At 71.9% G+C, this 23,495-nt stretch carries 15 protein-coding genes and 1 rRNA gene; 8 read left to right on the top strand and 8 right to left on the bottom strand.

Annotated elements, in window-relative coordinates:
- Positions 1-2 precede the first annotated feature (2 nt).
- The 5 genes from OVA21_RS02495 to nirD all read left to right on the top strand — a co-directional run bounded on the left by OVA21_RS02495 (position 3) and on the right by nirD (position 8,220).
- On the top strand, positions 3-2,426 hold the full coding sequence (locus OVA21_RS02495) for a helicase-associated domain-containing protein (RefSeq protein ID WP_268091708.1): 2,424 nt from the start codon (positions 3-5) through the stop codon (positions 2,424-2,426).
- A 66-nt stretch (positions 2,427-2,492) separates the two neighbouring features.
- The gene (locus OVA21_RS02490; protein WP_069390399.1) at positions 2,493-4,160 is read left to right on the top strand and encodes a DNA repair helicase XPB; all 1,668 of its coding nucleotides are present in this window, start codon (positions 2,493-2,495) and stop codon (positions 4,158-4,160) included.
- Between the two features lie 53 nt (positions 4,161-4,213).
- Positions 4,214-4,900: a DUF3239 domain-containing protein gene (locus OVA21_RS02485; protein WP_163376603.1), complete on the top strand. Its 687-nt coding sequence runs from the start codon at positions 4,214-4,216 to the stop codon at positions 4,898-4,900.
- A gap of 216 nt (positions 4,901-5,116) precedes the next feature.
- Positions 5,117-7,669, top strand: coding sequence for a nitrite reductase large subunit NirB (gene nirB / locus OVA21_RS02480; protein WP_268091707.1), 2,553 nt, complete (start codon positions 5,117-5,119; stop codon positions 7,667-7,669).
- 128 nt (positions 7,670-7,797) lie between these two features.
- Positions 7,798-8,220: a nitrite reductase small subunit NirD gene (gene nirD / locus OVA21_RS02475; RefSeq protein WP_268091706.1), complete on the top strand. Its 423-nt coding sequence runs from the start codon at positions 7,798-7,800 to the stop codon at positions 8,218-8,220.
- A 216-nt stretch (positions 8,221-8,436) separates the two neighbouring features.
- Here nirD and OVA21_RS02470 read toward each other — a convergent pair whose 3' ends face one another.
- From OVA21_RS02470 to OVA21_RS02455, 4 genes are all read right to left on the bottom strand, one after another.
- Positions 8,437-9,576 carry a uroporphyrinogen-III synthase gene (locus OVA21_RS02470; RefSeq protein ID WP_268091704.1) on the bottom strand — a complete coding sequence of 380 codons (1,140 nt, stop codon included), beginning with the start codon at positions 9,574-9,576 and terminating at the stop codon, positions 8,437-8,439.
- A 113-nt stretch (positions 9,577-9,689) separates the two neighbouring features.
- Positions 9,690-11,207, bottom strand: a complete 1,518-nt coding sequence (locus tag OVA21_RS02465; protein ID WP_268091703.1) for an FAD-dependent oxidoreductase — start codon at positions 11,205-11,207, stop codon at positions 9,690-9,692.
- Positions 11,204-13,375: a molybdopterin oxidoreductase family protein gene (locus OVA21_RS02460; protein WP_268091702.1), complete on the bottom strand. Its 2,172-nt coding sequence runs from the start codon at positions 13,373-13,375 to the stop codon at positions 11,204-11,206. Before OVA21_RS02460 ends, OVA21_RS02465 begins: the two co-directional genes overlap by 4 nt.
- A gap of 41 nt (positions 13,376-13,416) precedes the next feature.
- The gene (locus OVA21_RS02455) at positions 13,417-14,853 is read right to left on the bottom strand and encodes a nitrate/nitrite transporter (RefSeq protein WP_132063573.1); all 1,437 of its coding nucleotides are present in this window, start codon (positions 14,851-14,853) and stop codon (positions 13,417-13,419) included.
- Between the two features lie 166 nt (positions 14,854-15,019).
- Here OVA21_RS02455 and OVA21_RS02450 point away from each other — a divergent pair, with 166 nt between their 5' ends.
- Both OVA21_RS02450 and OVA21_RS02445 read left to right on the top strand, forming a co-directional pair.
- Positions 15,020-15,631, top strand: a complete 612-nt coding sequence (locus tag OVA21_RS02450) for a hypothetical protein (RefSeq protein WP_119193403.1) — start codon at positions 15,020-15,022, stop codon at positions 15,629-15,631.
- Between the two features lie 43 nt (positions 15,632-15,674).
- Positions 15,675-16,826 (top strand): MalY/PatB family protein, encoded by a 1,152-nt coding sequence (locus OVA21_RS02445; RefSeq protein ID WP_119193402.1) that lies wholly within the window; start codon positions 15,675-15,677, stop codon positions 16,824-16,826.
- Positions 16,827-16,876: 50 nt separating this feature from the next.
- Here the strand turns inward: OVA21_RS02445 and OVA21_RS02440 are convergent, their stop codons facing one another.
- The 3 genes from OVA21_RS02440 to OVA21_RS02430 all read right to left on the bottom strand — a co-directional run bounded on the left by OVA21_RS02440 (position 16,877) and on the right by OVA21_RS02430 (position 20,952).
- On the bottom strand, positions 16,877-17,338 hold the full coding sequence (locus OVA21_RS02440; protein WP_119193401.1) for a MaoC/PaaZ C-terminal domain-containing protein: 462 nt from the start codon (positions 17,336-17,338) through the stop codon (positions 16,877-16,879).
- A gap of 175 nt (positions 17,339-17,513) precedes the next feature.
- Positions 17,514-19,703, bottom strand: a complete 2,190-nt coding sequence (locus OVA21_RS02435) for a 3-hydroxyacyl-CoA dehydrogenase NAD-binding domain-containing protein (protein ID WP_132063576.1) — start codon at positions 19,701-19,703, stop codon at positions 17,514-17,516.
- Positions 19,704-19,740: 37 nt separating this feature from the next.
- On the bottom strand, positions 19,741-20,952 hold the full coding sequence (locus tag OVA21_RS02430; RefSeq protein WP_096905959.1) for an acetyl-CoA C-acetyltransferase: 1,212 nt from the start codon (positions 20,950-20,952) through the stop codon (positions 19,741-19,743).
- 137 nt (positions 20,953-21,089) lie between these two features.
- On the opposite strand from OVA21_RS02430, the gene malQ reads away from it, so the two are divergent.
- Positions 21,090-23,279 carry a 4-alpha-glucanotransferase gene (malQ, locus tag OVA21_RS02425; RefSeq protein WP_205475865.1) on the top strand — a complete coding sequence of 730 codons (2,190 nt, stop codon included), beginning with the start codon at positions 21,090-21,092 and terminating at the stop codon, positions 23,277-23,279.
- 30 nt (positions 23,280-23,309) lie between these two features.
- Here malQ and rrf read toward each other — a convergent pair.
- A 5S ribosomal RNA gene (gene rrf, locus OVA21_RS02420) occupies positions 23,310-23,426 on the bottom strand.
- Positions 23,427-23,495: the final 69 nt, after the last annotated feature.

The raw sequence follows: 23,495 nt of genomic DNA, 5'->3' as shown, positions 1-23,495 counted from the left end.
TCATGCCGAGTTCCCGAGCCTCCTCCCGCCGTGTCGCCCCCCGCCGTGCTGGTTCCCCCGGTGCCGCCGGCGACGAGCCGGACTTCCCCGCGTGGCTGGCCGGACTGTCCGATGACGCGCTCGTCCGCGTGTGCGAGTCGCGTCCGGATGTGGCCACCCCTCCCCCGGCCTCGGTCGACGTGCTCGCGTCGAGGCTGCGGTTGCCGGCGTCCACCGCCCGCGCGCTGGGGACCCTGACGTGGCCGGAGCTCGTGGTCCTGGCCACCGCCGCAGCGGTGGGAGCCGATTCCGGGGCGGTGCCGCTGGGTGCGGTGTCGGGCCGGTTGGGTGTCGACGACGACGAGCCCGTCTTCCACGCCGCCCTCGCCCGTCTCCGCGACCTCACCCTGCTCTGGGGCGGAGGGGACCATGTCCGGATGGCGCCCGTCACGGCGGTGGCCGTCCGGTCGGCCCCGGTGGTGGCGCCGCACCCCGGCGAGCCCGCGGGCGCCGACCTCGACGTCGCCTGGGGCGGCCTGTCCGCTCCGGCGGTCGGGGTGCTCGAGGCGATCGCCCGCGGGCGCACCCCCGTCGGGGCTCTCGGCGCCGGGGCGTCGGAGCCGGTGCGTGCCGCCGCGACAGAGCTGGCGGGCTCGGGGCTCGCGGAGGTGACCGGTGGGGACGACGGCGAGGTGGTCGTCCCGCGTGCCCACGCGCTGGACCGGGCCCGCCACGGCGCCCGCGACGAGGGATCGTCGCTGCTCCACGCCCCTGCGTGGGCCGCGCCGAGGGCCGGGGCGGCCGCGGGCGGGGCGGGCGGGGCGGGCCGGGTCGACGCCTCCGGCGGCGTCGCGGCCCTTGAGCTGCTGCACCGCTGCGACTCGGTCCTCTCCGCCCTGTCGACCGCCCCGGCCGCCACCCTCAAGGCCGGCGGTGTCGGGGTGCGCGAACTGCGGCGGGTGGCCCGCGCCTCCGGCCTCGTCGAGCGCGAGCTCCCCCTGCTGCTCGAGGTCCTCGCGGCCGCGGGACTCATCGCGGTCGGCGACGCCGACGTCGGCGACGTGGCCTTCGACTCGGTGTGGGCGCCCACCGAGGCCGCCGACGTGTGGTCGGCCCGCGAACCCGCACGCCGCTGGGCCGAGCTCGTCCTCGCGTGGTGGTCCATGCCGCGGACGCCGTGGCGGGTCGGGTCCGAGATCGAGGGCGGCGGCACCGTGCCCGCATTGGGTGAGCCCATCGGCCCGCCCGGACCCACCGAACGGATCCGGGTCCTGAAGGCGCTGGCCGCCCTGGACCCCGCAGCGGAGCCCGACGCCACTCTGCTGACGGAGGTGGTGCGCTGGTCCTCGCCGGTGTGGTTCTCGCGTGCGGGTTCCCGGCCCGTGGCCGAGACCGTGGCGGAGGCGCGTCTGATGGGACTCGTCGTCGGGACCACCGCCACCAGCGCGGCCAGGGCCCTCGCCGGCGACACCCACGCACCCGTCGCCGGAGCCGCCACCCACACCGCCACCACCCATGACGGCACCCCCGCCCCCGGCGTCGAGGACCTCGAACCGGTCCTCGTCGCCGCCCTGCCAGACCCGGTCTCGGAGGTCATCGTCCAGGCCGACCTGACGATCCTCGCCCCCGGCCCGCTCGTGCCCGAGCTCGCCGCGGAGTTCGCGCTCCTGGCCGACGTCGAGTCGGCCGGCGCCGCCACCACCTACCGCGTCACCGAGACCTCCGTGCGTCGCGCACTCGACGCCGGGCGCACGGCGGCGGGGATCCGGGACCTGCTCGCCCGGACCTCCGTCACCCCCGTCCCGCAGTCGCTGGACTACCTCATCGAGGACGTGGCCCGTCGTCACGGTCGGCTGCGGGTGGGTACCGCCCTGTCCTTCGTCCGGTGCGACGACCCGTCGCTGGTCGCCCAGGTCCTCAGCTCCCCGGTGGCCGAGAACTGCGCACTGCGGACCGTCGCGCCGACCGTCCTCATCTCCCAGGCCCGGCCGTTGGACCTGGTGGAGGCCCTGCGCGAGCACGGGTTCTCCCCCGTCGTCGAGGACACGACCGGCGCCGTCGTCGCCCTGACCCGGCCGGTGGCCCGTGTCCGGGAGAGCCGCATCACCCGCGCGCCCCGCGTCCCCACGCGCACGGCCACCCCCTCCGAACTGCGGGCGGCCGTCGCGGCGATGCGCTCGGCCGACCGGGTGCGCTCGGCGCGGGGTACTTCAGGGGGCGCGTACACCGGCGAGGCCGCCATCGCCCGCCTGCACGACGCGGCGAGCACGGGCACCGCCGTCACCGTCTCGGTCGTCGACGCCCAGGGCCGGTCCACCGCGCGACTGCTCGTGCCGGCCTCCGTCGGCGGGGGTCGGATCGAGGGGATCGAGCCCGATTCCGCCGAGCCCGTCACCCTGCCGCTGCACCGCGTGATCTCCGTCTCCGACGTCGACCCGACCCGCTGACCCGGATTCCTGGACAATGAAGGGTCGGACCCACGCGGGTCCGGTGAGACCCCGAGGAGGGCCGGAGTGAGTGGTGGACCGCTGATCGTCCAGTCGGACAAGACCGTGCTGCTGGAGATCGACCACGATCAGGCGAACGACGCGCGCCAGGCGCTGGCCCCGTTCGCCGAGCTGGAGCGCGCCCCCGAGCACGTCCACACCTACCGGATCACGCCGCTGGCGCTGTGGAACGCCCGGGCCGCCGGCCACGACGCCGAGCAGGTGGTCGACGTGCTGGTCAACTTCTCCCGCTTCCCCGTCCCGCAGCCGCTGCTGGTGGACATCGCCGAGACCATGGCCCGCTACGGCCGGCTCCAGTTGGTCAAGAGCCCGGTCCACGGACTGACCCTGGTCTCCCTGGACTCCGCAGTGCTCGCCGAGGTCAAACGCCACAAGAAGATCGCCCCGATGCTCGGCGCCGACATCGACACCGACACCGTCGTGGTGCACCCGTCCGAACGCGGCCGCCTCAAGCAGGAGCTGCTCAAGGTGGGCTGGCCCGCCGACGATCTGGCCGGGTACGTCGACGGCGAGGCCCACGACATCGACCTGTCCACCGAGACCGAGCCCTGGGAGCTGCGCGACTACCAGCAGATGGCCGCCGACTCGTTCTGGGCGGGCGGCTCGGGTGTCGTCGTGCTGCCCTGCGGCGCGGGCAAGACGATGGTCGGGGCGGCCGCGATGGCCAAGGCCAAGGCCACCACGCTCATCCTGGTGACCAACACCGTCGCCGGTCGGCAGTGGAAGCGGGAGCTGTTGGCCCGCACCACGCTGACCGAGGACGAGATCGGCGAGTACTCCGGCGAGCGCAAGGAGATCCGCCCGGTCACCATCGCCACGTACCAGGTGGTCACCCGCAAGACCAAGGGCGTCCACCGGGCGTTGGAGCTGTTCGACTCCCGCGACTGGGGGTTGATGATCTACGACGAGGTGCACCTGCTGCCCGCGCCGGTGTTCCGGATGACCGCGGACCTGCAGTCCCGGCGCCGGCTCGGGCTCACCGCCACCCTGGTGCGCGAGGACGGCCGAGAGGGTGACGTCTTCTCCCTCATCGGACCCAAGCGGTACGACGCCCCGTGGAAGGACATCGAGGCGCAGGGCTGGATCGCCCCGGCCGACTGCGTCGAGGTACGGGTGACGCTCACGGAGAACGAACGGATGCTCTACGCCACCGCCGAGGCGGAGGACAAGTACAAGCTGTGCTCGACCGCACGGACCAAGATCCCTGTGGTCAAGAGCATCCTCGCCAAGCACGCCGGCGCCCCGACCCTGGTGATCGGTGCCTACCTCGACCAGCTCGAGGAGCTCGGCGACGAGCTCGACGCCCCGGTCATCCAGGGCTCCACCTCCAACAAAGAGCGTGAGAAGCTCTTCAACGCGTTCCGCGCCGGGGAGATCTCCACGCTCGTGGTGTCCAAGGTCGCCAACTTCTCGATCGACCTGCCCGAGGCCAGTGTGGCCGTGCAGGTGTCGGGGACGTTCGGCTCCCGGCAGGAGGAGGCGCAGCGGCTGGGCCGGCTGCTGCGGCCCAAGCACGACGGTGGCCAGGCACACTTCTACTCGGTGGTCTCGCGCGACACCCTCGACGCCGAGTACGCCGCGCACCGGCAGCGGTTCCTCGCCGAGCAGGGGTACGCCTACCGGATCATCGACGCCGACGACCTGCTGGGGCCGCCGATCCCCGAGGTCGGCTGACGCCGGCGGCCACCCGCGGGTCCGGTCCGGACGGTTCCTGGGATACTGGACCCATGGCCGTCGATCGCACCCCCCGCGCCCCGCACGAGCAGTACCGCCTCGCCGACATCCCCGTCGACGACGCCTGGGTCCGCAAGCACAACGAGAGCCTCGCCGAGGTGCGGCGGCTGCAGTGGTCCGCGGGCATCCTCGGTGTGCTCGTCCTGGGCGCGGCCGTGGGCCTGCTCATCTACTCCGGCTTCGAGGCCTGGGCCTGGATCGTCGCCGCGCTGGCCGGGGTCTTCGCTCTCGGATGCCTGGCGATGATCGGGTACATCCCGCGCAAGATGGGCTCGATGCAGCGCACCTACGCCACCTCGGAACTCGTCCCGGCCATCATCGCCGAGGTGCGCCCCCGCGGGCTGACCCTCCTGGCGCTGGTCGACCGTGCCGTCGACCGCTCCGCCGGAAAGCTCCCCGCGCTGGCCGTCCGCAGCTGCGAGAAGCTCCCGGGTCACGACGTCCGCGTGGGCGAGCGCGTGCCGTGCGTGGCCGTGGTCGGCAACCGCAGCGCCCGCGGCGGCGACAACCTGTACCAGTTCATCTCACCCATGCCCGTTGCATGGGCGACCTCCGACAAGGCCGTCCTGCGCCGACTCGAGAAGGAGATCCCCTCCGGCGAGTGGGAGCGGGTGCGCCAGAACCTCGACCGGGTGGACGAGGTCTCGGCCACGCCGACGAGCCTGCTCCCCCTCGACTGAGCGGCCCCCCTCCCCCGGCATCTGCGCAAGCGACCGCCCTCACCCGGTTCCCGGCATCCGCGCGCCCTCGGCACGCCCGCACCCGTAGCCCGTCCGCGGCCTCACCCGCCGCCGGGTCCCCTGTGAACTAAGCGTCACGGGACCGTGATCCGACGCCACAGTTCCGCAACACCGCCTTCCTAGCCTGATCGGTACAGGCTCGAAGGAGGTCCAGGAATGACTGAGCACATCGTCGTCGTCGGGCACGGGATGGTCTCCCACCGATTCGTCTCCACCCTCGGCTCGCGGTACGCCGACACCGACCTGGCCGTCACGGTGATCGGCGAGGAACCCGACCCCGCGTACGACCGCGTGGGCCTCTCGGCCTATGTCGGCGCCTGGGAACGTGCGGCCCTGCACCTCGAGGACGCCCGCCACTCCGCCGACCCGAGGGTCACCGTCCGCTCGGGACACCTCGTCACGGCGATCGACCGATCCGCGCGGCAGGTCGAACTCGACTCCGGCGAGCTCATCTCCTACGACACGCTGGTCCTGGCCACCGGCTCGCGCGCGTTCGTCCCGCCCGTGCCCGGTCACGACCTGCCCGGCTGCCATGTCTACCGCACCCTCGACGACCTCGACGCGATCCGCGCGGCCGCCGAGACCGCAGGGCCCGGCGCGCACGGCGTCGTGATCGGCGGCGGGCTGCTCGGCATCGAGGCCGCCAATGCGTTGAGCCTGATCGGGCTGACCCCGCACGTCGTGGAGCGCAACGACCGGCTCATGCCCGTCCAGGTCGACGGTCGGGGCGGCGCGCTGCTGGGCGACCTCATCCGCGACCGTGGCATCGAGGTGCACCTGAGCGTGACCGACACGGTGATCGAACCGCGCGACGGTGCGGACGGTGACGGCGGGGTCCGGGTGACCCTGACCGGCGACGACGGCGAGACGACCGCGGTCGAGGCAGCGGTCGTGGTGTTCTCCGTCGGTGTGCGCCCCCGTGACGAGCTCGCCCGCGGGGCCGGGTTGGCACTGGCCGAGCGGGGCGGCGTGCTGACCGACCGGGCGTGCCGCACCTCGGACCCGCACGTGTTCGCGATCGGCGAGTGTGCGGCCATCGAGGGCACCTGCTACGGCCTGGTCGGGCCCGGGTACGCCTCCGCCGAGGTGGTCGCCGCCCGGCTGGGCGACGGCCCGGGCGCCGACGCCGAGTTCACCGGCGCCGACCTCGCCACCAAACTCAAGCTCATGGGGGTCGACGTGGCCAGCTTCGGCGACGCCCACGGGCGCACGCCCGGCTGCCTCGAGTTGGTGGTGGACGACCCCGTCACGCGCACCTACTCCAAACTCGTCCTCAGCGACGACGCCCTGACCCTGCTCGGCGGGGTGTTCGTCGGGGACGCGGGCCCGTACCAGCTGCTCAAGCCGCTGCTCGGGCGCACCTTGCCGTCGTCCAATCCCCTGTCCCTCATCACTCCCGGCGCCGCGGCGGACGGCGGGGGTGTCGGCGTCGAGTCGCTGCCCGACGACGCCCAGATCTGTTCCTGCAACGCCGTCACCAAGGGCACGCTGCGCGACGCGATCTGCGGCGGGGCGTGCGACGTCCCGGCACTCAAGGCGTGCACCCGCGCCGGCACCTCGTGTGGGTCGTGCCTGCCGCTCATGCGTCAGGTGCTCGAGGCCGAGGGCGTCGAGCAGTCCACGGCACTGTGCGAGCACTTCGACCAGTCCCGCTCGGAGCTGTTCGAGATCGTCACCGTCACCGGGATCCGGACCTTCTCCGGCCTGATCGGGCGCTTCGGCCGCGGCTCCGGCTGCGACATCTGCAAGCCCACCGTCGCCTCGATCCTCGCCTCGACCAGCTCCGACCATGTTCTCGACGGCGAGCAGGCCTCGCTGCAGGACACCAACGACCACTTCCTGGCCAACATCCAGAAGAACGGCACCTATTCGGTGGTCCCGCGGATGCCCGGCGGGGAGGTCACGGCCGATCAGCTCATCGTGATCGGCGAGATCGCACGCGACCACGACCTGTACGTCAAGGTCACCGGCGGCCAACGGATCGATCTCTTCGGCGCGCGTGTGGAGGAGTTGCCGCAGATCTGGCGACGCCTGGTCGACGCGGGCATGGAGTCCGGTCACGCCTACGGCAAGTCGCTGCGCACGGTGAAAAGCTGCGTGGGTACCTCGTGGTGCCGCTACGGCCAGCAGGACTCCGTGGGGATGGCGGTCCTGCTCGAGACCCGGTTCCGCGGGTTGCGGGCGCCGCACAAGATCAAGATGGGCGTCTCCGGCTGTGCCCGCGAGTGCGCCGAGGCGCGCGGCAAGGACGTCGGGGTGATCGCCACCGAGACCGGCTGGAACCTCTACGTCGGTGGCAATGGTGGCGCGACGCCGCGGCATGCCCAGCTGCTGGCCGGGGATCTCACCGACGACCAGCTCATCCGCTACATCGACCGCACGGTGATGTTCTACGTCCGCACCGCCGAGCGCCTGCAGCGGATCGCACCGTGGCTGGAGTCGCTCGAAGGCGGCATCGACCACCTTCGTGAGGTCGTCTGCTCCGACTCACTGGGGCTCGCGGCCGAGCTCGAGGGCCGGATGGAATCGCATGTCGAGGGGTACGTGGACGAGTGGGCGGCCGTCCTGGACGACCCCGACAAGCTCGGCCGGTTCGTCTCCTTCATCAACGCCCCCGAGGCGCCCGACCCCACCGTGCAGTTCGAGGAGCGCGACGGCCGCAAGGTGCCGGTCCTGCTCGGTTCGCCGTCCATGCCGGCCCGCGTCTGACGGTCCCGCGCCGGACACCGGCCAGCTCTGCCGGCCACCCCGCCCACGACTCCTGCTCACCAGCTCCGCCCACTACTTCCGCCCACGACTTCCGCTCACCAGTTCCGCCCACCAGGAGGAGATCCGTCATGACCACCACCCAGCTGTTCACCGCCACCCGCCCCGCTCCCGCATCGGGCGCCGCGCGCCCCGCCGAGATCGCCGTCTGCCCGGTCGGCCGCCTCATCCCGGGGCGTGGGGTCGCCGCCCTGCTGCCCGACGGCCGCCAGGTGGCGGTCTACAAGATCGACGACGACGAGGTCCGCGCCCTCTGCAACATCGACCCCGTCGCCCGGGCCGCCGTGATGAGCCGCGGCCTGGTGGGCGACCGCGCCGGCGAACCCGCGGTGATCTCACCGATCGGCAAGCAGGCCTATGCGCTCGCCGACGGTCGCGGCCTCGACGACCCCTCGCACGGACTCTCGGTGTTCCCCGCCCGGGTCGCCGTCGATGGAACGGTGTTCGTGGCTACCCAGCCCGCCGTCCGGCATGCCCGCGTGATCGCGGCGTAGTCCCCAGGCCCTGCGCGCCGCCGGCCCGGCCCGGCCCGAACCAGGGGCAGCGCACCCACTCGCGGGTGCGCTGCCCCTTCTGCGTGCGCTGCCCCGTCTGCGTGCCCCGCCCCGCTGGCGAGCGATGGCAGAATGCACATTCACAGGCGGGTTACGCTGCGGGTTCGGACCATTCAGGGCGCATAGGTCGAGGAGTCCGCAGGACCGGCGGCGCCTTTAGATGCTGAGTCGGTATCCGCGCTTGACGACGGTCGTCACGAGGTCGGGAACGCCGAGCGCGCGCCGCAGGCGACCCATCGCGGTCTCGACGGCGTGCAGGTCGGTGCCGTCTCCGGGGAGAGCCGCGAGCAGGTCATCGCGGCTCACGCAGGCCCCGGGGCGCCGGGCCAGGGCCCGCAGCAGCGCGAGCTGGGCCGGGGTGAGCTCCACCGGTTTGCCGTCGACCAGTGCGGCCGCCGCACACAGGGTGAGCTCGTGCCCGGCGACCTCGATCGGCGCGGTCCGGGCGGCGAGCTCGTCGGTGGTGTGCCGCATGAGCGACCCGAGCCGCATCCGGTCCGGACTGGTGAACGGCACGTCGAGTTCTGCCAGAGGCGCTGCGGTCACCGGCCCCACGCACAGCGCGGCGACGGGCCCGTCCAGCGCCTCGAGCAGGTCGTCGAACACGCCCAGCGCCTCAGCACGCGTGAGCACCGCCACCACCGCCGGCGCCGCGGTGAAGGTCACGCCATCGACGCCCTGCGCCGCGATGGTCCGCACCAGATCGTCGAGTGCCGCGAGATCGTCGGGCAGCTCCCAGCGGTAGACGGGCACCTCGATCACGTCGGCACCCGCCTCGCGCAGACCGTCGAGCAGCACGGACATCGGGTTCCACCCGGAGCCGGCGCCCTGGATCTGGACGCCGATCGTCAGGCCCTCGACGCCGCGCTCGAGCAGCATCTCCAGCAGCTCCGGGCTGGCCTCGCTCTTGGCCGAGGCGTGCTCGCGCAGGCCGGCGGCACGGATCGCGCCGGTGGTCTTGGGTCCGCGGGAGTACAGCGGGACCGCGCCCATCAGCTCGAGCAGGTCGTCGGCCAGGCCCCATTCCTCGCACACCTGCATCCACCAGCGCACGCCGGCCGCGGTGGTGAGCACCATGAGGTCGGCGGGCGCGTCGAGCAGGCGCCCGGTGGCCTCGCGCACCACCGTGTCCTCGGCGATGGGGATCATGTGCATCGCCGGGGCGTGCAGGACGGTGGCCCCGCGCCGCTCGAGGAGGGTCCGTTGTTCGGAGGCCCGCCGGGCGGCGGTGACGGCGACAGTGCGTCCGAGCAGCGGGAGATCGGGTTCGGAGGTGGTCACGTCGGAATCGGTCACTCCCCCATCATGAACGAGGCGTGTGTCCGGCAGGTTTCCCTCCACCGCCTCGTCCGCCCCCGCCGCAGCACCGCACGCCCCCGCCGCCGCGTCCCGTGCCCGCGCGTCCCCCGTCATCCCGCCTCCTGTAGCCATCCACATATCCCGTCGACCGCCGACGAGCACCCACCGCAGCCCGTCCCGGCGCGGGTCCGCTGCGCCAGGGCATCGTTGTCGCGTGCCCCGTCGGCCCAGGCCGCGACCAGGTCTCCCTTGCTCACGCCGTTGCAGCGGCAGATCACCGCCGCGGCCGGCATCGTCGACGGGGTCTGTGCGGCCACCGCCTCGGCCCGTCCCAGCACCACCGACACGACGTCGTCCGGCACGGGAAGAGCGTTCTCGAACAGCTGCGTCAGTGTCCCGACGGGCTCCGGGTGCCCCACCAGCGCCGCCCCCAGCACCCGTCCGCCCGCGACGTCGACGCGCGCATACCGGCCGCGGGCGGGTTCGCTCAGGGTCGTGACCTCGATGGGCGCACCGGTGTCGGGGCACCGTGATCCGTAGACGTCGGCCGCGAGGGAGCCCAGGGCGACCACGTCGAGCCCGTGGGCCTTGAGCCTGGTCACCTCCGCGCCCCCGAGGTATCTCGCCTGCGGGTCCGCGCCGCTGAGCCGGGCGGCCAGCGCCACGGCCTGGTCCCAGGCGGGTGCGACCAGTCCGCTGACGACGCCCCGGTGCTGCGCGCAGTCGCCGATCGCGGAGATGGCGGGATCGCTGGTGGTCAGCTCGTCGTCGACAACCACGCCGTGGCCCACCTCCAGCCCGGCGTCGCGTGCGAGGTCTGCCCGGGGCGCGGACCCGGCGGTGAGTACGACGGTCCGGCAGCGCACCTCGCCGTCGTCGAGCGTCAGGGTGACGCCGTCCCACCTCGTGGCGCGTACGCCGGTGAGCACCCGCACCCCGAGCGCGGCGAGGGCGCGGACCAGTACGGCGCCGGCGCCGGCGTCGAGGCACCCGTTCATGGGCCGGTCGCGGGGGTGGACGACGACGACGTCGTGCCCCGCCCCGGCGAGTGCGCAGGCGATCTCCAGGCCGATGAAGCCCGCACCGACGACCGCGACCGGGCCGGGGTGTGCGGCGAGATGAGCGGTCAGTTCTCGTTGACCCGCGGCATCCCGGAGGGTGAACGCGCCGGGCGCCAGACCACGGCCCGGGCCGCGGATGCCGTCGACGGGCGGGATGCGGGGTGCGGCTCCCGTGGCCAGGACCAGGTGGTCGTAGCCGATGCGTTCGCCGTCGGCGAGCTCCACCTCGCGGCAGGCGCGGTCGATCGCCGCGACAGGTGTAGAAGTCCGGACCGTGATGTGGTGACGCTCCCACCACCCGACGGGTTTGAGTCGGGAAACCGGCGCGGGCGCGACGGCGGCGGGGGCCGCGGGGGCCACTGCCGGCGCGTCGGGGGCGGCGGGGGCGGCGACCGGCCGGGCCGCGACGGCGTGGGACAGCATGATTCGGTTGTACGGTTCCTCCGCTTCCGCGCCCAGGACGGTCACCGACAACCGCTCCGGGTCCGGCTCGCCGACGCGCAGTTCCTCCGCGAGCCGGGCGGCGGCCATCCCAGCGCCCACCACGACGACGCGGCGCGCGCTCATGCCGCCTCCAGCCGGACCGCGCACACCTTGAACTCGGGCATCCGGCTGTGCGGGTCGAGCTCCGGCAGGGTGAGCAGGTTGGCCCGGCCGTCGCCCGGGAAGTGGAACGGCAGGAAGACGGTGTCGGTGCGCATGTCCTCGTCGCAGCGGATCACGGCCTCGACCGCGCCCCGCCGCGACACGATGCGCGCGGGATCACCGTCGACCAGGCCGGCCGCGCGTGCCACGACGGGGTGGACCTGCACCCACATGTCCGGTTCGGCGTCGGCGAGCTCGGCGACCCGGCGGGTCTGCGCGCCGGACTGGTAGTGCGCGAGCAATCGCCCGGTGGTGCCGAGCAGCGGGTACTGCGAGTCGGGTGGTTCGGCGGGTGCGCGCGGTTCGTCCACGACGAACCGGGCGCGGCCGTCGGGCGTGGCGAAGCGGTCGAGGAACAGGCGGGGCGTGCCGTCCGGCGAGTCGGCGCCGCACGGCCAGTGGAGTGCCTCGCCGGCGTCGAGTCGGTCCCAGTCGATCGCCGAGTAGTCGGCCTTGCCGCCGGCGGAGGCGCGGGCGAGCTCGCCGAACACCGCTCGCGCGTCGGGCGGGAACCGCTCGGGTCCGCGGTCCAGGCGGCGGGCGAGTTCGTGCCAGATCCACAGTTCGTCGCGCACGCCGGCGGGCGGGGTGACGGACCGGCGTCGCCGCAGCACCCGGCCCTCGAGACTGGTGAGCGTGCCCTCCTCCTCCGCCCACTGGGGCACGGGCAGGACGACGTCGGCCAGCGCGGCGGTCTCCGAGAGGACGAAGTCGGCCACGACGAGCGTGTCGAGCGCGCGTAGCCGCTCGGTCACCCGGTCGGCGTCGGGCGCGGAGACCACCGGGTTGGAGGCGTGGAGCAGCATCGCGGTGGGCCCGCCCGGCCGGCCGAGCGAGTCGAGTAGTTCGAACGCCGACAGACCCGGCCCGGGAATCTGCTCCGGGTCCACTCCCCACACCCCGGCGACGTGCGCGCGGGCGGCGGGGTCGGTGATCATCCGGTACCCGGGCAGCTGGTCGGCCTTCTGCCCGTGCTCGCGGCCGCCCTGCCCGTTGCCCTGCCCGGTGAGGGTGCCGTAGCCGCTCCCCGGACGTCCCGGCAGTCCCAGCGCCAGGGCGAGCGCGATGGCGGCGCCCACCACGGCGGTGCCGTCGGCGTGCTGCTCGGCGCCCCGGGCGGTGAGGATGTACGACCCCGCCCCGGCGTCACGCGCGCGGGCGAGCAGGGCGACCGCCCGCTCGAGGTGGGCGACCGAGACGCCGGTGACGCGCTCGGTGCGCTCCGGCAGCCACGCGGCGGCGTGCGCCCACGCGTCCTCGAATCCGGTGGTGCGGGCGGCGAGGTACCGCGTGTCGACGGCCCCGGTGACGACGACGAGGTGCAGCAGCCCCAGCGCGAGTGCCGCGTCCGTGCCGGGGCGCAGTCGCAGGTGCACACCGCCCCCGTCGAGGGCGCGCCGCGCGGTCGCGGTGAGCCGCGGGTCGGCCACCACGAGCCCGCCGGCGCGTGCTGCCGTGTCGAGGTGCTGGAGGAACGGAGGCATGGTGTCGGCGGGGTTGGCACCGATGAGCATCACGGCCCGGGCGTCGGTGAGGTCGGTGACGGGGAACGGCAGTCCGCGGTCGAGGCCGAAGCTGCGGTTCGCGGCCGCCGCGGCGCTGGACATGCACCAGCGGCCGTTGTAGTCGATGAGCCGGCTGCCCAGCGCGAGCCGGGTGAACTTGCCCAGCTGGTAGGCCTTCTCGTTGGTCAGGCCGCCCCCGCCGAACACGGCCACACCGTCGGGCCCGCCCGCGGCCTGCGCACGGCGGATCCCCTCGGTCACGCGGTCCAGGGCGGTGTCCCAGTCGCACGGCTCCAATCGCCCGTCGTGACGGATGAGCGGGGTGGTGAGCCGGCCCGGGTGATCGAGCAGCTCTCCCGACGTCCACCCCTTACGGCACAGCCCGCCACGGTTGGTGGGGAACCACGCGGGCGCCACCTCGACCGCCTCGGCCGGGTCCGCCGCCGGCGTCACCGTCATCGCGCACTGCAGGGCGCAGTACGGGCAGTGCGTGTGGGTGGGCCGGTCCCCGCCGGGGCCCGCCTCAACGGGCTCGGGCACCGTCGTCAGGTTCGGCACCTCCGGGCTGCTGCGAACGGTCGTCATGGTGCTCTCCTCGTCGTCGTCGTCCCCTCGTCCCTTTCCCGTCAGCGCGCGGCCGGCACCGGACGTGCGGCCCGGCCCTGTTCCGACGCGGTGCGGGATGCCGCGGCCCCGGCCCCCGTCGGCGCGGCGGTCGGACGCCGGAGGTACACCGCCCGCGTGACGAGCGCCGCCACCACGTAGAAGACCGTGAACGCCACGAACGCCCAGGTCGCGGACCCCGATGACTGGTAGGAGCTGCGCAGGGTCATGTTGATGAGGAACCCGCCGAACGCGCCGACCGCGCCGGCGACCCCGATGAGGGCGCCCGAATGCGCGCGCGACCACGCCGCCCGGGCGGCCTCCGGCAGGTCCAGGCCGCGGCTACGGGCCTCGTAGACGGTGGGGATCATCTTGTAGACCGAGGCGTTGCCCATTCCGGTGAGCGCGAACAGGGTGAGGAACGCCGCGAAGAACAACACCAGCGCGCCGCCCGACAGTCGGCCGCCGTCGGCCGCCTGCATGCTCGAGGTGACGATCAGCGCCACCGTCGTCGCGGCCATGCCGAGGAAGGTCACCAGGGTAACCCGGGCACCGCCGAAGCGGTCGGACAGGCGGCCGCCCAGCATGCGGGTCAACGAGCCCAGCAGCGGGCCGAGGAATGTGATCTGCGCGGCGTGGAGAGCGGCGTCGGCCGGGGACTGCCCGTTACCGGTGAAGGTCATGGTGAGCATCTGCCCGAAGGCGAAGCTGAACCCGATGAACGAGCCGAAGGTACCGATGTAGAGCAGGGACAGCACCCAGCCGTCGCGGTCGCCTGCCACGTCGCGCATGCTCGTCACGTCCACGGTGTGGTGTTCGAGGTTGTCCATCTTGCATGCCGCGCCGATGCCCGCGACCACCAGCAGGACCAGGTACACCGCGATCACCCAGTGCGGCGAGCGGTTTCCGGCCGCGGCGATCACCACGAGCCCCACCACCTGGATGGTGGCCACGCCCAGGTTGCCGCCGCCCGCGTTGAGGCCCAGCGCCCAGCCCTTCATGCGCTGCGGGAAGAAGGCGTTGATGTTGGTCATGGACGAGGCGAAGTTGGCGCCGCCCAGGCCCGCGAGGGCGCCCACCACCAGGTACAGCCACAGCGGCTGCCCGGGATTGGCCATGATCCACAGCATCGCCCCCGCCGGGATGAGCAGCACGAACGCGGAGAACATGGTCCAGTTGCGGCCGCCGAAGGTCGCGGTGGCCAGCGTGTAGGGGATGCGCAGGAACGCGCCGGTGAGGGTGACCACCGCGGAGACCAGGAACTTGTCCGGCGCGTCCAGGCCGTAGACGTCCGTGGGCATGAACAGCACCATCACGGCGAACAGGGTCCACACCGAGAACCCCACGTGCTCGGCGAACACCGACCAGTACAGATTGCGCATCGCGGTGCGCCGGCCTCCGGACTCCCACTGGGCCGTGTCCTCCGGATCCCAGTCCTCGATCACGTGCGAGCGCGTCATCGCTACACCTCTCCCCGGTAGCGGGCGCCCCGCCGGCGCCCTGTGCCACGCCACCGTAGGAATCCGCTGTTTCCCCTGCGCTACCCGTCGTGACGGTCCCGTCACGGTGTACTCACGTCTGGCGGTTCGGCCTGTGAGGGTGCCGCTCGCGTGGTCGACTGGGTCCATGTCACGCACCGTCACACAACTCCGCCGCGTCGCTCTCGCCGCGGTCCTCCTGGCCACGCCGCTACTCGGCCCCCTCGCGACCGCGCCCGCCGCCCTCGCCCAGTCACTCGACGATCCAGCCTGGCCCGCCGACCGCCCGTTCCCACCCGCCACCGACGGCCCGTTCGGATGGGCCGAGCTCTCGTACTGGCCCTACGCCGTCGCGCCGTCGGATCCGCAGTTCTGGGCCCCGAACGGAGCACCCATGCGCGTGCTCTCCCCGTTCGGCACGGACACGGAGATCTGGTGCTCGAACTACGTGTCCCAGGGATCGGACTGTTGGCAACGCGACCCCTCGGGGACGCCGCACCGGCTCCACCGCATCACGGTGCTCTCGGACGTGATCACCGGATCGACGGGGTCCGCGGCCGACGGGAGCGTCCGGGGCGCCTACGACCTGGCCTACGAGCTGGAATGGCCCACCACGTCGGGCGGTATCGGAATCCCCGCCGGCACCGTCCCCGGCTCGACTACCACCACGTGGGTCTCGCTGATGCCGCTCTCCCCGTTCGGCGCCGACTCCCGGGACTTCGACGTGTGGGTGCACCCGGGGTTCGTGCCCGGCAGCTGAGTAACCTGGGACGGTCGAACCCGCTGCGAAAGGACCCACCGCCGTGCCGTTCCCCCTGGATGTCCCCGAGTCCGAGCTGCGTAGACGGCGGAGCCAGAAGTGGGTGGCCTACCCCGAGGACGTCCTGCCGCTGTTCGTGGCCGAGACCGACGTCCTGCTCGCCCCGGCGATCCGGGAGCGCCTCGCCGCCGCGGTGGCGGACGGTGACACCGGCTACTTCGCCGAGATCGAGCGCCTCGCCGGGGTGTGCGCACGGTACTACTCGCGCTTCGGGTACGACGTGCCGGAGGACTCGGTGGTGCCGGTCAACGACGTCGGCGTGGGCGTGCGGGAGACCCTCGCCCGGACCATCCCGGCCGGGAGCGGCGTGGTGTACACGCCGCCTGTGTACATGCCGTTCGGACCGTGGATCCGGCGCGTGGGGATGACGCCGGTCGCGGTGCCCCTGGTCGACCACGACGGCGAGGACCCGCGCCTGGACCTGGCGGGCATCGAGCAGGCTCTGGCAGACGGGGCCCGGGCCGTGCTGCTCAGTCACCCGCACAACCCCACGGGCGTTCTTCACGGCCAGGCAGAGTTGGCCGAGCTCGCCGACCTGGCCGCGCGGCACGACGCCGTGGTGGTCTCCGACGAGATCTGGGCGCCCCTGGCCACGCCGGGAGTCGATTTCACCTCGTTCCTGGCCGCCTCCGACACCGCGCGCGAGGTGGGGCTGGCCATCTCGTCGGCGTCCAAGGCGTTCAACCTCGCCGGACTCAAGTGCGCGTTCGTGATCAACGGCAACCCGGAGCGGTTCCACGTCCGGCGCTCGGCGCTGTCGGGCGCCGTGGGGCACTTCGGGGCACTGGCCGCGGAGGCCGCGTTGACCGGGTCACTGGAGTGGCTCGATGAGCTGCGTGCCGCGCTCGCGTCGAACCTCGATCTGATGGAGCAGCTGCTGGCCGAGCACCTTCCCCGCGCGCGGTGGCGTCGGCCCGACGCCGGGTTCGTGGCGTGGATCGACCTGCGCGGCTACCCGGGTCTGGGCGACGACCCGGCCGCGGCGTTCCTCGACGAGGGCCGGGTGGCGCTGAGCCCCGGGCCGGCGTTCGGCACGGAGGGCGAGGGCTTCGCCCGGGCGAACTTCGCCTGCTCCGCCGAGCTGCTCACCGAAGCGTTCGTGCGGATGGGCCGGGTCGCCGCAGAGCGCGGCTGACGCCGGATTCCACGCGCTCGCGCGGATCGGGTTCGGGTCCGGCCCCGCCGTCACCCGCCGGCGGCGCCACCGTGGCCGCGGCGCCACAGGAACACCGTCATCGTGGCGGTGAGGACGGTCCGCGCGTCCTGATCGTGCATCTCGATGTCCATCCCAACCCGCCCCCTCGCCTCGTCGAGGCTCACCTCGGTCACGGTGGCCGTGCCACTCAGCGTGGCGCCCGGACGCACCGGGGCGGTGAAGCGCAGGCGGTCGAATCCGCGCCCGGCGATCACGGCCGACCGTGAGTAGAACGCCTCCACGCTGAGCTTCTGGAGGATCGCCAGGGTGTGGATGCCGCTGGCGATCACGCCTCCGTGGTGCCCGGTCGCAGCGGCGGCCGGGTCCGTGTGGAACCACTGGGGATCCCACTCGGACGCGAAGTCGACGATCTCCTCCTCCGAGAGGGTCATCTCCCCGAGTCGGATCCGATATCCACTGTGCAGATCGTCCGCTGTGATCAGCCCAGACATCTCGCGTTCCCTTTCTGCGAATCGGCCATGGGGACAACGGCCCCGAACGCCCTCCCGCGCGAGGTGGTGCACACGTTCCGCGACACCGAGAGGCGTTCGCACGCGCCGGGATGCTCGTACGGCGGCCGCCCCGGTATCCCCGGGACGACCGCCGTACGGGCCGTGTGGGAGGAGGTCAGCCCTGCTCGGCTGCCAGCTTCTTCAGCGACTCGGTGGGCGAGAAGCGCTCACCGTACTTGGCGGCCAGCTCGTCGGCACGGGTGACGAAGCCCTTGTACCCGGTGGCGATCTTGGCCCCCGGCTCGGAGTAGTTCTTGGCGTACTGGCGGGTGCCGCCGGTCCACGCCGGGAATCCGATGCCGATTATGGAGCCGATATTGGCGTCCGCGTCGTCGACGATCACGCCCTCGTCGACGCACTTCTGCGTCTCGAGGACCTCTGCGAAGATCATGCGATCGATGAGATCCTGGAGCGGGGGTGCGTTGTCCGGGGAGGTGTTGAACGCCTCGCGGAGACCCGACCACAATCCGGCGCGCTTGCCGTCGGCGTACTCGTAGAACCCGGCGCCGGCGGCGCGGCCGGAACGCTCGAGCTCTTCGACCATCTTGAGGATCACCTGGTCGACGGCGTCGGGGACGAACTCCTCACCAGCGGCCTCTGCGGCGTCGCGGGTCGCCTGACGGATCTTGACCATGAGGTTGAGGTTCAGCTCGTCGGACAGCTGCAGCGGGGCCGCCGGGTAGCCGGCGATGCGGCCGGCCTGCTCGATGGTGGCGGGCTCGATGCCCTCGGCCAGCATCCCGATCGCCTCGTTGACGAACGTGCCGATGACCCGTGAGGTGTAGAAGCCACGCGAGTCGTTGACCACGATCGGGATCTTGCGAATGGCCAGCGTGAGGTCGATCGCCTTGGCCAGCGTCTCCGGGGTGGTCTTGTCACCCTTGATGATCTCGACCAGCTGCATCTTGTCGACGGGCGAGAAGAAGTGCAGGCCGATGAAGTCCTCGGGCCGCTTGACGCCCGTGGCGAGGTCGGTGATCGGCAGGGTCGAGGTGTTGGAGCCGAGCAGCGCGTCGGGGGCGACGATGTCCTCGATCTCCTGGAACACCTTCTTCTTCAGCTCGGGCGACTCGAAGACGGCCTCGATCACGAGGTCGCACCCCGCCAGGGCCTGCGGGTCTGTCGTGGGGGTGATGCGGGCGAGCAGGGCGTCGGACTTCTCCTGCGTGGTGCGACCGCGCTCGAGGGCCTTGGCCTCGATGCTCTCCGAGTACGCCTTGCCCTTGTCGGCGGAGGCCTGCTCGACGTCCTTGAGCACGACCTCGATGCCGGCCTTCGCGCACACGTACGCGATGCCGGCGCCCATCATGCCGGCGCCGAGGACACCGACCTTCGTGAACTGGGTGCGCGGGATCTCCGAGCCGTCGGCGGCCTTGGGCCGGGCCCCGCCCGAGGAGCAGTGCTGCATGTCGAAGAAGAACGCCTGGATCATGTTCTTCGCGATGGGGCCGGTGACGAGGGACACGAAGTAGCGTGCTTCGATCTTCTCGGCGGTGGCGAAGTCGACCTGCGAGCCCTCTACGGCGGCGGCCATGATGGCGCGCGGTGCCGGGGAGGGTGCGCCCTTGGTCTGCTTGCGCATGTTCGCCGGGAACGACGGCAGGACGCCGGCCAGCGCCGGGTCACTGATGGTGCCGCCGGGCAGGGTCCAGCCCTTGCGGTCCCACGGCTGGCTCGCCTCGGGGTCGGTCTTGATCCAGGCCTTGGCTGCGTCGAGGAGCTTCTCGGGCTCGACGACCTCGTCGACCAGGCCGGCCTTGAGAGCCTTGTCCGGGGCGAAGGACCGGCCGGACATGAGAATGTTGGGCACGGCCTGCGCGAGGCCGAACATGCGGACGGTGCGGACGATGCCGCCGCCGCCCGGCAGCAGCCCGAGGGTGACCTCGGGCAGGCCGACCTTGGCGCCGCGGGCGTCGGCCATGACGCGGTGGTGGCAGGCGAGCGCGAGCTCGAGGCCACCGCCCAGGGCCGCGCCGTTGAGGGCGGCCACGACCGGAACGCCGCAGGTTTCAAGAGCGCGCATGCGGCCCTTGATGCTCATGGACCGCTCGAAGAGCTCGTCGGCCTGGTCGGGACCGGCCTTGATCATGGACTTGAGGTCGCCGCCGCCGAAGAAGCTCTTCTTGGCGGACGTCAGCACAACGCCCTTGATGGACTCCTTCTCGGCCTCGATGCGGTCGACGGTGGCGGAGAAGTCGTCGATGAACCGGGCGTTCATCGTGTTGGCGCCGTGGTCGGGGTCGTCCATGGTGAGGGTGACGATGCCGTCGCCGTCCTGCTCCCACCGGAACATGTTTTCGCTCACTGGTTTTCTACTCCTATGCCTGTGGTGTCGGTGCGGGTCAGACGCGTTCGATGATGGTGGCCACGCCCATGCCGCCACCCACGCAGAGGGTGATGAGGGCTCGTTTGCCGCCGGTGCGCTCGAGCTCGTCGAGCACCGTGCCGGTGATCATCGCGCCGGTCGCGCCGAGCGGGTGCCCCATGGCGATGGCGCCGCCGTTGACGTTGAGCTTCTCGTCGGGGATGTTCATGTCCTTCTGGAAGCGCAGCACGACGGAGGCGAAGGCCTCGTTGAGCTCCCACAGGTCGATGTCATCGGGGGTCAGGCCGGCGGTGGCGAGCGCCTTCTTGGCCGCCGGGGTGGGCCCGGTCAGCATGATGGTGGTGTCGGCACCGGAGGTGGCCGCGGCGACGACGCGGGCGCGCGGGGTCATGCCCATCTCCTGCCCGGCCTTCTCCGATCCGACGACCACGAGTGCGGCGCCGTCGACGATGCCGGACGAGTTGCCACCGTGGTGGACGTGGTTGATCTCCTCGACCCAGTGGTACTTCTGCAGTGCCACCGCGTCGAATCCGCCCATGTCGCCGACCATGGCGAAGGACGGCTTGAGCTTGGCCAGGGCCTCGACGGTGGTGCCCGGGCGCATGTGCTCATCATGGTCGAGGATGGTGACGCCGTTGATGTCCTTGACGGGCACGACGGACTTGGCGAAGCGCCCCTCTTCCCATGCGCGGGCGGCCAGGCGCTGCGAGCGCTCGGCGTAGCGGTCCACGTCCTCGCGGGTGAACCCCTCGAGGGTGGCGATGAGGTCGGCGCCGATCCCCTGCGGGGAGAAGTAGGTGTCGTAGTTGGTGGCCGGGTCCAGAGCCCAGGCGCCGCCGTCGGAGCCCATCGGCGCCCGGGACATCGACTCGACACCACCGGCGAGGACGACCTCGTCCCACCCGGAGCGGATCTTCTGCGCTGCCATGTTGATCGTGGTCAGACCGGAGGCACAGAAACGGTTGATCTGCACACCCGCGACGGTGTCGGGCATCTTGGCGGCCAGCGCGGCGATCCGCGGCAGGTCCATGCCCTGATCCCCCGTCGGGGTGACGATCCCGTAGATGATGTCGGAGATCCGGTTCTCGTCGAGATCGGGGAAGCGACGCCGCATCTCCTCGATGAGGCCGACGACCAGGTCGATCGGCTTGACCCCGTGCAGAGCGCCGCCAGGCTTGCCCTTGCCTCGCGGAGTCCGGATGGCGTCGTAGATGAATGCCTCGGTCATGGGTGGTCCACGGCCTTTCTCTGAGCGAGCTGATACGTGTTCCGCTTCACACTACGCTGTGCCCACCGGACGGTTCGGACTGCGGTCCGTTTCTGCACGAGACTCACTGGGCTCGCTCCGGTGGCACAGTGGGTCCCGTGACCGAGAACCACGCCGTATCCCCTGCCCTGGCCGAGCTCGCCGATGTCTGCGGCGTCGCATCGAGTTACGAGGACGCCGACGGCGTCCGTCGCGAGGTCCCGGCCTCGACCCTGCGCGCGGTGCTCGCCGCGATGGGCGTCGAGGTCGGCGGCGACGACGACGACGAGGGCGGCGTCTCCGAACGTGAGGCACTCGGTGCTGTTCGTCTGCGCCCCTGGCGACGTGTGCTGCCACCGACGCTGGTGGCGCGTGAGGGCACCGCCATCGGGTGCCCGGTCCACGTCCCGCGCGGCGCGATCGTGAATGTCGAGGTCCTTCTCGAGGACGCCGACGTGCCGTCGACGTTGCTCCCCCTCGACGAACCCCGGATCGCCCGGGATGTCGACGGGGTGGCGATGGAGCGGGTCACTCTGGCGGTCCCCGATGATCTGCCCGTCGGATGGCATCGCGTCACCGCAGTGGTCCGAGCCCCGGACGGCACCCGCCACTCCAGTGAGTGCACCCTGCTAGTCCATCCCCGCGCGATCCCCGTGCCCGCCGGACTCGAGGAGCACCGTGCAGTCGGGTTGGCGGCACAGATCTATCAGGTCCGGTCGGAACAATCCTGGGGCGTCGGCGATCTGGCCGACCTCGGGGACCTCGCCGGGTGGGCGAGCCGCGACTTCGGCGCGGACTTCGTCCTGGTCAACCCCATGCATGCGGGTGAGCCGTTCGTGCCGGTCGGTCCGTCGCCCTATCTCCCGACGACCCGCCGGTTCGCCTCCCCCCTGTACCTGCGCCCCGAGCTCGTGCCGGAGTACTCCGCCCTGTCAGTCGCCGACCGCCGTCGCGTGGATGACCTGGCCCGCACCGCGGCTGCGACCAACACTGTGGACACGATCGATCGCGACAGTTCGTGGACCGCGAAGCTCGAGGCGTTGCGCATCCTGTTCATGGTCCCGCTGGCTCGCGCCCGGGCCGACTCGTTCGACCGGTTCGTCGATGAGCAGCCCGGGATTCTGGGCTTCGCCACGTGGTCCGCGCTGGCCGGTGACCACGGCCCCGACTGGTCCACCTGGCCGGAGGAACTCCGGGATCCGGGCTCGGAGGCCGTCGCGGGTTACGCCGACGAGAATCCGGAAGAGATCCGTTTCCACCTGTGGTTGCAGTGGTTGGTCGCGGAGCAGCGGGCGCACGCCCAGCGCGAGGCCCTTGCCGCGGGGATGCGTCTCGGGGTCCTGCACGATCTGGCGGTGGGGGTCCATCCCACGGGCGCCGATGCGTGGTCGCTCCACCATTCACTGGCCCGTGGGGTCTCGGTGGGTGCTCCCCCGGACGCCTATAACCAACGCGGTCAGGACTGGTCGCAGCCGCCGCTCCGTCCGGACGCCCTCGCCGAGGAGGGCTACCGTCCCTTCCGCGACATCGTCCGCGCGGCATTGCGGGATTCAGGCGGCGTCCGGATCGATCACATCCTCGGCCTGTTCCGGCTGTGGTGGATTCCCCGGGGCGCGGCTCCGACCGAGGGCACATATGTCCACTATGACCACGAGGCGATGCTCGGAGTTCTCGCACTCGAGGCGTCACGGGCCGGCGCGGTCGTGGTGGGCGAGGACCTGGGAACGGTGGCTCCGGGGGTCCGCGAGACGCTGTCCGAGCTCGGGATCCTGGGCACGTCCGTGATGTGGTTCGAGCAGGACGAGGACGCCCCGATCCCGCCTGAGGACTATCGACGGCTGTGTATGGCGTCGGTGACGACCCATGATCTCCCGCCGACCGCCGGCTACGCCGACCTCGTCCATGTGGATATCCGCGAGGAGTTGGGACAGTTGACGGGCGACAGCGCCGAGGAACGTCGTGGTGCCGAGGCCGAGATCTCGGCCTTCACTGCTGTCGTGCGGGAGCGTGGCCTGCTCGACGGGGACTCCCCCGATGATCTGGTCGTGGCACTGCATCGATTCGTGGCCGAGTCGCCGTCGCTGTTGTTCGCCGTGTCGGTGGCGGATCTCGTGGGTGATCGCCGTGCGGTGAATGTTCCGGGGACGTCGGATGAGTATCCGAATTGGAGGGTGCCGTTGTCGGGTCCCGGTGGTGAGGTGGTGGGTGTGGAGCAGTTGCGGGGTTCGTTGTTGGCGCGTCGGGTGATGGGTGCTGCCGGCGGTCGGGGTGTTGTGGGTGGAATGACGAGAGCCCCGAGTCACCGGTGAGGGTGATTCGGGGCTCTCGTGTGAAGTTGTGTTCGGCGGTGACCTACTCTCCCACACCCTCACGAGTGCAGTACCATCGGCGCTGGCAGGCTTAGCTTCCGGGTTCGGAATGGGACCGGGCGTTTCCCTGCCGCTATGGCCGCCGTAACTCTGTGAAACAAGGCCCACGTGTTTTTGCGTGGGTGTGTTGTTTCAGATACTGCACAGTGGACGCGT

This window comes from Dietzia sp. SL131 (assembly GCF_026672565.1).
GTDB lineage: Bacteria > Actinomycetota > Actinomycetes > Mycobacteriales > Mycobacteriaceae > Dietzia > Dietzia kunjamensis.
The sequence above is the reverse complement of the archived record's forward strand: the minus strand, read 5'-3'. Positions and strand labels throughout refer to the sequence as shown.